The organism is Paenibacillus oryzae (assembly GCF_001675045.1).
Classification (GTDB): domain Bacteria; phylum Bacillota; class Bacilli; order Paenibacillales; family Paenibacillaceae; genus Pristimantibacillus; species Pristimantibacillus oryzae.
On sequence record NZ_LYPA01000026.1, the window covers coordinates 80,333 to 91,239 of the forward strand.

Sequence of the window (10,907 nt, forward strand, 5' to 3'; positions counted from 1 at the left end):
CTACGCCGCCTCCTTTGACTTGTCGGACCGTTTGAGTTTCAGCGGTTTGAGTATAAATTTGACAATGCCGTGTGCGGCGACAAAGAAAATAACGGAGCCAATTACAATCCGTACAATTTCCGAAGGGACGCCTGCGCCAAAGCTCATGCCATTGGAGCCGTAGCTTAAACCGCCGAACAACACAGCGCCCAGGAGCACGCCAATTGGCGTATTGCCGCCCAGAAGCGCAACGGCGATGCCGTCGAAGCCATAGCCTACCGAAGCGGCAAGAACCGTCTGATTGCCGAATACGCCCAAAATTTCGAATACGCCGCCAAGTCCGGCGAACACGCCGCTGATAAACATGGATTTAACGATTGTGCGGTTTACGTTCATGCCCGCATAGAGCGCAGCATCCGGATTATGGCCAACCGCGCGAAGCTCATACCCCTGCTTCGTGCGCCACAGCAGAATGTAAAATACCAGCACGCAAGCCAAAGCCACAAACGTGCCCCAATGCATACGCGCCTTGTCCATGAGCTGAACCAGCCAATCAATGGACATTAACGCCGATTCATGCACGTTCCGGGATTTCTGCTGTCCTGGCTCAAGCAGAAACTTGGTGACGATATAGTTGGCCAAATAAAGCGCCGTCCAGTTCAGCATAATGGATGAAATAACCTCGTTGACCCCTCGTTTTGCTTTGAGGTAACCAACAAGCCCCGCCCACAAGCCGCCAAACAGAGCGCCTGTCAGAATGGCAAGCGGACCATGCAGATACCAGGGAAGATCCAGCAGCACGCCAATCAGCGTCGCCCCCGTCATCCCCATAATGAATTGACCTTCAACGCCAATATTGAACAGGCCAGTCCGGAATGCAAAAGCTACGGCAAGGCCGGTAAAAATAAGCGGCGTAATGGCGCGAATCGTTTCTCCCATATGGTAGGAACTGCCGAAAACCCGTTTGAACAAGGAGCCATAAGCCAACAGGGGATCATAGCCTCCCGCCAGCATGGCAAGAGCACCGACCAGAAGCCCCAGCAGAATGGAAACCAGAGGTACCAGCAGGGACGACTTGTTAAAAATCTTTTTAATCATTTCCATCTCTGCTATCCCTCCCTTTTTCCGCTGCCGGTCATCAACAGGCCAAGCTTGGCGTCATCGCGCTCATGGGCATCCACTTCGCCGGTCAGCCTGCCTTCAAACATAACGGCAATCCGGTCGCTTAACGCATACAGCTCGTCCAGCTCAAAGGAAATGAGCAGAATTGCTTTCCCTTGATTACGGGCTTCCACCAGCCGTTTATGAACGAATTCAATCGCTCCGATATCCAAACCGCGTGTAGGCTGTACAGCAATGAGCAAATCCGGATTTTTGTGCAGCTCGCGGGCAATAATCGCTTTTTGCTGATTGCCGCCCGACAGCGCTCTGGCATGGGTGGAGATGCCGGAGGAGCGCACGTCAAACTCCGTAACCAGCTCCTGCGCCGTTTTGTCCATCATTTTGAAATCGAGAAAGCCGTGGCGGCCATAACGCTCGTCAAAATACGTACCCAAAATCATATTTTCACTGAGCGAAAAATCGAGCACCAGACCATGCTTGTGACGATCCTCTGGAATATGCCCTACACCGCTTTTGCTGATTTCCCGCGGTGTCAGGTGTGTAATGTCATTGCCATTCAGCGTAACCGTGCCGCCATGCGTCTTGCGCATCCCCGTAATGCCGTAGATCAGCTCGCTTTGGCCGTTGCCGTCTACGCCGGCGATGCCCAGAATCTCACCCGCCCGGATTTGAAAGGTCATGCCGTTTAACACTTTTTTGCCTTGATCTCCGTTCATGGTCAGATCACGCACATCAAGCACAACGTCGCCCGGATTGGACTGCTGCTTCTCAACCTTGAAGGAAACATCGCGTCCCACCATAAGCCCGGCCAGCTTCTCCTCCGTCGCATCAGCCATGTCGTCAACCGTTGCAACCACCTTGCCGCGCCGAATAACCGTTACAGCATCCGCAAGCGCCATAACCTCTTTGAGCTTATGCGTAATGATGATAATGGATTTGCCTTCTGCCGCCAGGCCACGGATGATCTCCAACAGCTCTTCGATTTCCTGAACCGTCAAAACAGCCGTTGGTTCATCAAAAATAACGATGTCCGCGCCTCTGTAAAGCGTCTTCAAAATCTCCACGCGCTGCTGCATGCCAACCGTAATATCTTGAATCCGCACCTGCGGATCTACTTTCAATCCATATTGCTCGGAAATTTCCTTCACCTTGCGGTTCGCGAGCTTGTAATCTATTGTTAATCCTTTTTGAGGCTCTTCTCCAAGCACAATGTTTTCTGCAACTGTAAACGGCTGAACCAGCTTGAAATGCTGATGCACCATCCCGATGCCAAGCTCAATCGCTTTGGAAGCGCCGCTAATAACGGTTTGTTTGCCATTAATCCAGATTTCACCTTCATCTGGCTGATACAGTCCAAACAGAATATTCATAAGCGTAGATTTGCCGGCGCCATTTTCGCCAAGCAAAGCATGAATTTGACCTTTTTTTAACTCGAAATCAATGGAGTCGTTCGCTACAAGACCTGGAAAACGTTTTGTAATTCCTTTTAGCTGCACGACTGTTTCGTTCTGATTCATTCCGCTACCATCTCCCGGAATCGACCTGTTTGACCGACTTATTAGTCCCATACCTAAAAGTGAAACAGGACAAGACCGGTCATATGGCCGGTCTTGCCTTATTGCCGCATACAACGGCGCAACGCTTAAAAGAGGGTATTCAACCTTCTTTAGCCTTGAAGTTTATTACTTATTCGCCAGGAACAACAATTTCGCCGCTAATGATTTTAGCTTTGAACTCGTCAACCTTCTTCAAAACGTCCTCAGGAACGTTTTTCTTCGATGTTTCAGGAAGACCTACAGCATCATCCTTCAGACCCAGCTCTTGAGTGCCGCTAGTCCAATTGCCGTCAATCAGGTCCTTAGAAATTTTATGAACGGCTGCATCTACGCCCTTCATCATGGAAGTCAGAGTTACTTCGTCGCCAAACTCCAGGGATTGGTCCTTGTCAACGCCGATAACCCAAACTTTTTCACCGTTCTTTTTGCGCTCGATTGCTTCGTTGAATACGCCATTGCCAGTACCGCCGGCTGCATGGAACACGATGTCATAGCCGTCGTTGTACAGAGTTGCCGCAGCGCTTTTACCTTGGTCAGGCTTGTCAAAAGTGCCTGTGTATACAACTTTAACATTTGCGTCAGGGTTTGCCGCTTTAACGCCAGCAACAAAACCAGCTTCAAAACGTTTGATAACCGGAATTTCCATGCCGCCTACAAAACCGATTTTTTTGCTTTCGGACATCAGGCCGGCTACAACGCCAACCAGGAAGGAGCCTTCATGCTCGGCAAATGTAACCGAAGCTACGTTTGGAGCGTCAACAACAGCGTCGATAACCGCCAGCTTTGCATCCGGGTTTTCATTGGCAACCTTCAGGATTGCGTCCGTGAACAAGAAGCCGATACCCCAAGTCAGGCTATAGCCTTCGCGAACGAAGTTGTTCAGGTTTGGCTCCATGTCGGCTTCGCCTTTGGATTCCAGGAACTTTGTTTCAGCGCTGGTTTCCTTGGACAGGCGTTGAAGAGCTTCCCAAGCGCTTTGGTTAAAGGATCTGTCGTTTACGCCGCCTACGTCAGTAACCATACCGATTTTAAAATCCTTGCCGCTTTCATCAGATACAACTTCAGGTTCGCTTCCGCCTTGGCTGCCGCCGTTGTTGTTTTTCTTGTCTACTCCGCAAGCGGACAAAACAAGGCTGATGGAAAGCACCAGCATAAGCATTAAGCTTGCTGTCTTCTTCATTTCATAATCTCCCCTTATCTTCTTGGTTTGTATGCTAAAACAGCCATGCTGCTCATACACATGCTTATGAGGTTGTTCGGCTCGCACTTATGTAGTATAAGTAAACCTTCCCGCTATTATTTCATTATAATGACAAAAATCATGCCGTCAATCAAATTGTGTTATATTACGTTACATTTTCACTAACATTGTATTTAATCACCAAATATCACTATAAAAAATAAATATAAAACCCACTCAATTGCCGCTTCAACGCTTTATTATGTTAAATTATATGTCATTTCACATAAAAAGTATCCCGGTATTCTCGTCGGAATACCGGGATACTTTCATCTAGACTTATTGCTTGTTGGGATCATCATTTCCGTCATTGGAAGAAGTCGTTGAATTCGGCGTATCCGAACCGCCGTCTTCACGCGGCTGAATACGAACCTTCACATCTCCGATTTCGTCAATAATTGGTTCAGCCTTGGATTCTACAGAGGATTCACCATCGGTACCGTTGCCGGATTCCCCGCCTTCGCTATCCCCGCTGCCCAAAACTCCTTTTTCGATCAACGATTTGATTTGCTCCATCTCCAGCGTTTCTTCATTCAGAAGCGTCTGGGCGATCAGATGCATCTCCTCGCTCTTTTCCGTCAACAGCTTTTTAGCTCTGTCGTAACAGCTGTTAATGATCGTTTGCATTTCTTGATCGATCTCATAGGCAATGGCATCCGAATAGTTAGGCTCATGGCCCAAATCGCGGCCCAGGAATACTTGGCCTTGAGCATTGCCGAATTGCATAGGTCCAAGTCGGTCGCTCATGCCGTATTCCATAATCATGCTGCGGACAATGCCCGTTGCTTGCTTAAAGTCGCTATAAGCGCCTGTTCCGATTTCGCCGATAAAAATTTCCTCGGCAACGCGGCCTGCGAGCAATCCCGTAACTTTATCAAGCAGCTCTTGCTTGGTTACGAGCATGCGATCTTCCTTCGGCAGCATGATGACATAACCGCCGGCGCGGCCGCGAGGGATAATGGTTACCTTATGCACCAGGTCGGCATGCTCCAGAAAGAAGCCTGCGATGGTATGGCCCGCCTCGTGATACGCCACAATTCTTTTTTCGCGCTCGCTGATGACGCGGCTTTTCTTCTCGGTTCCCACAATAACGCGGTCAATTGCGTCATCGATATCATTCATTGCAATTTCCTTCTTGTTGCGTCGAGCCGCCAGAAGCGCTGCTTCGTTAAGCAGGTTTTCCAGGTCGGCGCCGCTGAAGCCTGTTGTGCGCTTGGCGATAACGTCCAGCTTCACGTCGCCAGTCAGAGGTTTGTTGCGGGCATGCACCTTGAGCACAGCCTCGCGGCCTTTAACGTCAGGACGGTCAACAGTAATCTGACGGTCGAAACGTCCCGGACGGAGCAACGCGGGGTCAAGAATATCCGCGCGGTTTGTCGCAGCAATGATAATAATGCCTTCATTGGCGCCAAAACCGTCCATCTCGACGAGCAATTGGTTAAGCGTCTGCTCGCGCTCGTCATGTCCGCCGCCAAGTCCGGCGCCGCGCTGACGGCCAACAGCGTCAATTTCGTCAATGAAAATAATACAAGGCGAATTTTTCTTCGCGTTTTCGAACAGGTCGCGTACGCGGGATGCGCCAACGCCTACAAACATTTCGACAAAGTCGGAGCCGGATATGCTGAAGAACGGCACGCCTGCTTCGCCTGCAACTGCGCGGGCAAGCAACGTTTTACCAGTACCGGGAGGTCCCACCAGCAATACGCCCTTAGGAATACGGGCGCCAACCAGATTGAATTTGCGGGGGTCCTTGAGGAAGTCGACGACTTCGACAAGCTCCTGCTTCTCTTCATCTGCGCCAGCTACATCTTCAAATGTTACGCGCTTCTTCTCTTCGTTATAAAGCCTTGCCCGGCTTTTGCCGAAGTTCATCACTTTGCCGCCGCCGCCTTGCGCCTGGTTCATCAGGAAGAAGAACAGGACAAGCAGCAGAAGGAAAGGAACGATTGAAGTCAGGAATGTCAGCCAGAAGCTCGGACGGTCCATCGGCTTGGCTTCAAACGTATAGCCGTATTGCTTAGACCATTCCATCAGCTTATCCTCTGCGGATACGGGAGCGCGGGCCGTAAAGGTGTCCTTGTCCACGCCATCTGGCTTATTCTTGTATTTGCCCGTCACAATGTAGGTTTGATCATGATACTTGATTGTCAGTGCCTCAACGTTGCCCGCTTCGATCGCAGCCTGAAGCTGGTCGTATCTTAACGGCTTGGTATTGTCACCTTGACCGCTAATGTATTGAAATATGCCAACGGTAACCAGAAAGATGATCAAATAAAAACCAGTATTACGGATGATCCGATTCATCCCCTACCTCCTCTCGAGCGCTTTAGATATTTTACCATAGCATGACTTTCCATCTCAATAGAGCCTCGGGAGCCCCTGCATGTTACGGTAAGGGAAGTTACTTTTCATATACATGCGGCTTCAGAATGCCGACGTAGGGCAGGTTGCGGTATTGCTCCGCGTAATCCAGACCATAGCCTACAACGAATTCGTCCGGCAGCGTAAAACCTCTGTAATCCGGCTGCAAATCGACCGTGCGGCGCGCGGGCTTGTCGAACAAAGCGACAACCGTCACCGACTTGGCGCCCCGGTGCTCCAGTACATCGATCAGATAGCTAAGCGTAAGGCCGCTGTCGATAATGTCCTCCACGATCAAAATTTCGCGGCCCTCTACCGGCACATCCAGGTCCTTGATGATTTTGACCACGCCAGAGGACTTGGTGGACGCTCCATAGCTGGATACCGCCATAAAGTCGATTTCAAGCGGAACCGTAATATTTTTGACCAGATCGGACATAAAAATAAATGCGCCTTTGAGAACGCAAATAACGAGCGGATTGCGCCCCTCGAAATCCGTGCTCAATTGCGCGCCAAGCTCTTTTACCTTTTGGATGATTTGCTCTTCGCTGTAAAGTACGTCCTTGATATCGTTCTGCAAAATAAAGCTCCTCCTACATCCTCACCTATGTGTATGAAATAACCCTTGCTTCTTATTCGTTGCGCGCCGTAATGTAAAGCAGCTCCCGTCCGTCCTTCACGGCCAGCGCATGGCTGGAGCGGCGAATGCCCGGAATCCAGAGCAGCCTGCCACCGGCGTCGCAGAGCAGCGGATATAACGCCCTGCAAGATGGCGGCACCTTCTCGTCAACGAACATATCTTGCACCTTTTTTGACCCATTTAATCCTAAAACTTGAATTCTGTCGCCCGGCAAACGGCTTCGGATGACGAGTGGCAGCTCCAGCTGGCTGCAGTCGAAGCAGGCCAGATAACCCGCCGTCTGCTCATTTCCCGCTTCCGGCTCCGCCGACCAATGGAAGGTAAAGGTCCATCCGCTTGGTTCAGCCTCCAAAGCCTGAAGACCGGGTGCGATCTTGTAGACATAGCCGCCTGCTCCAAGAGCCGGCACCGCCGCATCGCTCCGTTCACGAAACCAGCGCATGATGCCGTATTCCCGTACGCAGACCAGGTTGGCCCCGATGTCCATTCTCCAGGTTGAGGGGGACTCAGGCAAGGCAGCAAGCCGCATTTTCTCTATGCCTTCAAAGGATAAGTAATCATTTTCCTGCAAAAGATACCTTAATATTAGTTTAATCAATCTCCTTTGTAAAGCGACATGAAGCCTTGTCAGATCGGCGCAGGATACCTCTAAATGCCCCTGTCTTCGGGAAACGATTGATTCCAGCAGCAACTCCGTCTGCTGCTCCATGTAATCACCCTCCGCTCCCGCCACTTCGGCAAGACGCTGGAGTGACGATGACAAGCGCGGATTATATTGTTCCAGATACGGCAAAATGTCCAGCCTGACCTTGTTGCGGAAGTAGTCCCGCTTTGCATTGCTGCTGTCCACCATATAGGGAATGCCGTAATCCTCGCAGTATTGCAGAAGGCCTGACTTGTTCATACGCAGGAGGGGACGAATGAGTTCCATGTTTTTTTCGGCCCGTTTGTCCGTCATTCCCGACAGCCCGCCAAGCCCCGCGCCGCGGATCAGCCGCATCAGCACCGTCTCGGCCTGATCGTCGGCGTGATGCGCCAGCGCGATGATGGAAGCGCCGTTCCGCTCCGCCGTATCGCGAAGAAAGGCGTACCGCTTCTCACGGGCCGCCGCTTGCAGATTAAGCCTATTTTCCTGAAGATACGCGGGCATATCCAGCGTAACGGTCTCGCACGGAAGCTCCAGGCCCTCCGCAAACCGGACTACCGTCTGCAGCTCCCGCTCCGACTCCTCGCCGCGGAACCCGTGATTCACATGGGCCGCGACAAGACGCAGCCGCTGCTCCTTCGACACGGAATGAAGAAGATGCAGCAGCGCCATGGAGTCCGGCCCGCCGGACACGGCGACTACAATGGCATCGCCATAACGCCACAGCTCCTTCTTTTCTGCTACCTTTTGAAAAGCACTCACAATAGCCTGCGAGCCGAAGCCGCTCGCCTCTTTAGCTGCGTTCTGACGGCCGTTTCCATACAGGCTCGCGCCAGAGCTACTGTCAGGACTGTTGTCAGGGCTGCTGTCAGGACTACTGTCAGGACTGCTGTCAGGGCTGCTGCTCTCGATCATGTCTGTGTACTGGATGCGGCGATTGTCGTCGCTGCTCACGCTGCGGCCCCCGCTATCGCTCTTTCCAATGCTATTGCTCTGGCTCTTTCCGGGAGTCTCCCCCGTCTGCATCCCTTAACGCCCCCTCAATGCATGTCTGCCCTATCAACATATTTTCAAAATAAGCATCGTCGCTTTGTAAACACTGGCTCTCAACGCTTTGATCTATCCCCAATTTTGTATGAATTTTCATATAAAAATTAGGCTCCAAAACACAATTCAGATCATTTTGTACGATTATTCATACAAAATAACCCAATCGATGCAGCGAACCCTGATAGTTATACGATATTTCATACAAATCTTGTTTATTTTCTCATATGTAACCTTGTTTTGAGTGGATTTTCGTACAAACCACGTTTGTCGTCGCCTAGCATTCAGTTACAATACTGGCGCGGGTGCTAATACAGCCCTTCTATAGCATATGGCGCAGCATCCAATAGATGGATACGGCAAGCAAAATGCTTGTTGTTGCCGCCAATCCCTTCAGCCAGCCCGGCGTAGCTCCCGCCTTGCGCTTGACGCGCCGATGCATCAGACCGCGCCAGGCCTCCGCTCCTTCGGCGGCGTCTGCAAAGCCGCCTTCCAGCGCCTTTCGCAGCCAGCCCTCCATTGGCCGGAGCGCCGTGCTGCTTGAGATAATCCCCAGCAAATCGGACGCCGTCCGGTTCTGGGGCAAAATCTCTTTTGTCAGAGCTACAAGTCTCCGGGGCTCGTGAAGCTGGACGGTCAGCACCGCGAAAGAAAATATATCATAGCCGGGATCTGCCGAGCGCGGACCGCTGTTCCAGTATCCGCGATCATAGATTTCCGTAAACTGGCGTATACTTCTGCCTATTTCCGAAACGCCGCCGTAGTCAACCAGCTCCACATGTCCGTAATCGGCTACCATGACATTTTCCACCTTCAAGTCGCCAAACACCCAGCCTGCCCTGTGCAGCCTGGCTAATCTGCCCAGCAGGTTCAAGCCTACCAGAGGAAACCACTCCGTGCCCTGCTGCTTTAGATAGTCGGCAAGAGTGTCTCCACGCACATATCGCATTATATAGAAGGGATATTTGCGGCCGTCCGGTCCGTACAAATCATCCACGTCAAAGAGAAACGGCTCCATGCCGCTGCCTTGTTTAGCGATGTTTTTGAGCACGTTGATTTCGGATTGCAGGTCCACGGCATCGGCGCCAACCTTGAGCGCCAGCCATTCCCGATCCCTCTGCACCAGATATACCTTGCCGTTGGCGCCTTCGCCCAGAAGGCGTTCTACCCGGTAACGCCCCTGCTTCCATTTGCCAACCACGACATTGCCCCGCCGCAGCTCCAAATTAAACGACGTAGTCACCCATCATCCCATCACTTTCATATCGCTCCTTGCGTCCAAGGTCGCCTGAACGATAATAATCTATCACCTGCATAATCGCAGGTCCCGTCGGCGTAGTTCCGCCCATCTGAAGCTTGGGAAAAATACTCTGTATGCCTTTCAAGTGGCTGCTCCATCCCAAATCCATCAAGCATTCGTCGCCATGCCGGGAGCCCGGAAAATGAAACACCGAAATCTGGCTGCTCCCCTGCCTTGCCTGCAGGCTCAGCATCAAATCGTGAATGGCCTCCTCCACGGCTGCCATCTTGGGCTTCATGCTGGCGCTGGCATCGATGAGCAGAGCAACCTGAAGGCCTGTTGTTTCGCCCAGCTCGTCAATGACCCGAACAACCTCTCCCCGCTTCTCCGGCGGCAATGAATCAATCGATCCATCGCCAAGCACCTGCTTCAGCTCTTTTTGAACCGCCAGCTGAATGGTCTGCACCACCGTTTTGCGCGTCATCATTTGAACCGTCTGGGAAAGCTGCCTCGTATGGACCATCCGGCTAAGGCCGCCGCCCGCCCTAGCAATCTCCTCGATTTCGGCTGCTCCCAGCTCTCCGACGTCCCCGCCATCCAGCACGCCTACCACATTAACCGTAATGCCCTCTGACCGCGCATGAGCGGCAGCTACAACAGGACTAATCCCCACATTGGAGCAGCCGTCCGTAATCAGCAAAATTTGCTTCATTCCTTATCCCTCCGCATATTCGGCGTTAGAAGCTATAAAGCCTTTTCTACCAGCTTTGCCGAATATGATAGGAGATAAACGGTCTACTTCTATTATCGTCATTATAGCATAGCGATTTTCCCCCTAAAGGAAAACCGCTGCGAGAGAAACTCAACTCCACCCTCGGCCCCTCCAAGATGAGCAACCGCGTTTAGCGTCGTTTATCAGCAGGTTTTATCTTTAATCCGGCTTTTTACTTTCAACGCATAAATTAGTTTAACTCAAACTATACCTTGTTGACATCACATGACTTATGCAGTTCGCGAGATTAACTGGTAATGGTGAGAATCTATGCTTGAATAAACTGGCCACCAAGACATAGAAA

Annotated in this window: 8 protein-coding genes; all 8 read right to left on the bottom strand. The window is 51.4% G+C overall.

Annotated features, from left to right (window positions below):
* Window positions 1-1,083, bottom strand: a complete 1,083-nt coding sequence (locus tag A7K91_RS02330; RefSeq protein WP_068679273.1) for an ABC transporter permease — start codon at window positions 1,081-1,083, stop codon at window positions 1-3.
* Between the two features lie 5 nt (window positions 1,084-1,088).
* Entirely contained in the window at window positions 1,089-2,618 is a 1,530-nt protein-coding gene (locus A7K91_RS02335) for an ABC transporter ATP-binding protein (protein ID WP_068679275.1), read from the bottom strand.
* A gap of 169 nt (window positions 2,619-2,787) precedes the next feature.
* Entirely contained in the window at window positions 2,788-3,837 is a 1,050-nt protein-coding gene (locus A7K91_RS02340) for a BMP family lipoprotein (protein ID WP_068679277.1), read from the bottom strand.
* 339 nt (window positions 3,838-4,176) lie between these two features.
* A complete protein-coding gene (gene ftsH, locus A7K91_RS02345) occupies window positions 4,177-6,201 on the bottom strand; it encodes an ATP-dependent zinc metalloprotease FtsH (RefSeq protein ID WP_068679279.1) in 2,025 nt (674 codons plus the stop codon).
* A 97-nt stretch (window positions 6,202-6,298) separates the two neighbouring features.
* Window positions 6,299-6,838: a hypoxanthine phosphoribosyltransferase gene (hpt, locus tag A7K91_RS02350; RefSeq protein ID WP_068679282.1), complete on the bottom strand. Its 540-nt coding sequence runs from the start codon at window positions 6,836-6,838 to the stop codon at window positions 6,299-6,301.
* 52 nt (window positions 6,839-6,890) lie between these two features.
* Window positions 6,891-8,570 (bottom strand): tRNA lysidine(34) synthetase TilS, encoded by a 1,680-nt coding sequence (tilS, locus tag A7K91_RS02355; protein WP_245697177.1) that lies wholly within the window; start codon window positions 8,568-8,570, stop codon window positions 6,891-6,893.
* Window positions 8,571-8,913: 343 nt separating this feature from the next.
* The gene (locus tag A7K91_RS02360) at window positions 8,914-9,834 is read right to left on the bottom strand and encodes a protein kinase domain-containing protein (protein WP_068679284.1); all 921 of its coding nucleotides are present in this window, start codon (window positions 9,832-9,834) and stop codon (window positions 8,914-8,916) included.
* Window positions 9,818-10,543, bottom strand: coding sequence for a vWA domain-containing protein (locus tag A7K91_RS02365; RefSeq protein WP_068679286.1), 726 nt, complete (start codon window positions 10,541-10,543; stop codon window positions 9,818-9,820). The genes A7K91_RS02360 and A7K91_RS02365 overlap by 17 nt, the downstream gene beginning before the upstream one ends.
* Window positions 10,544-10,907 lie beyond the last annotated feature (364 nt).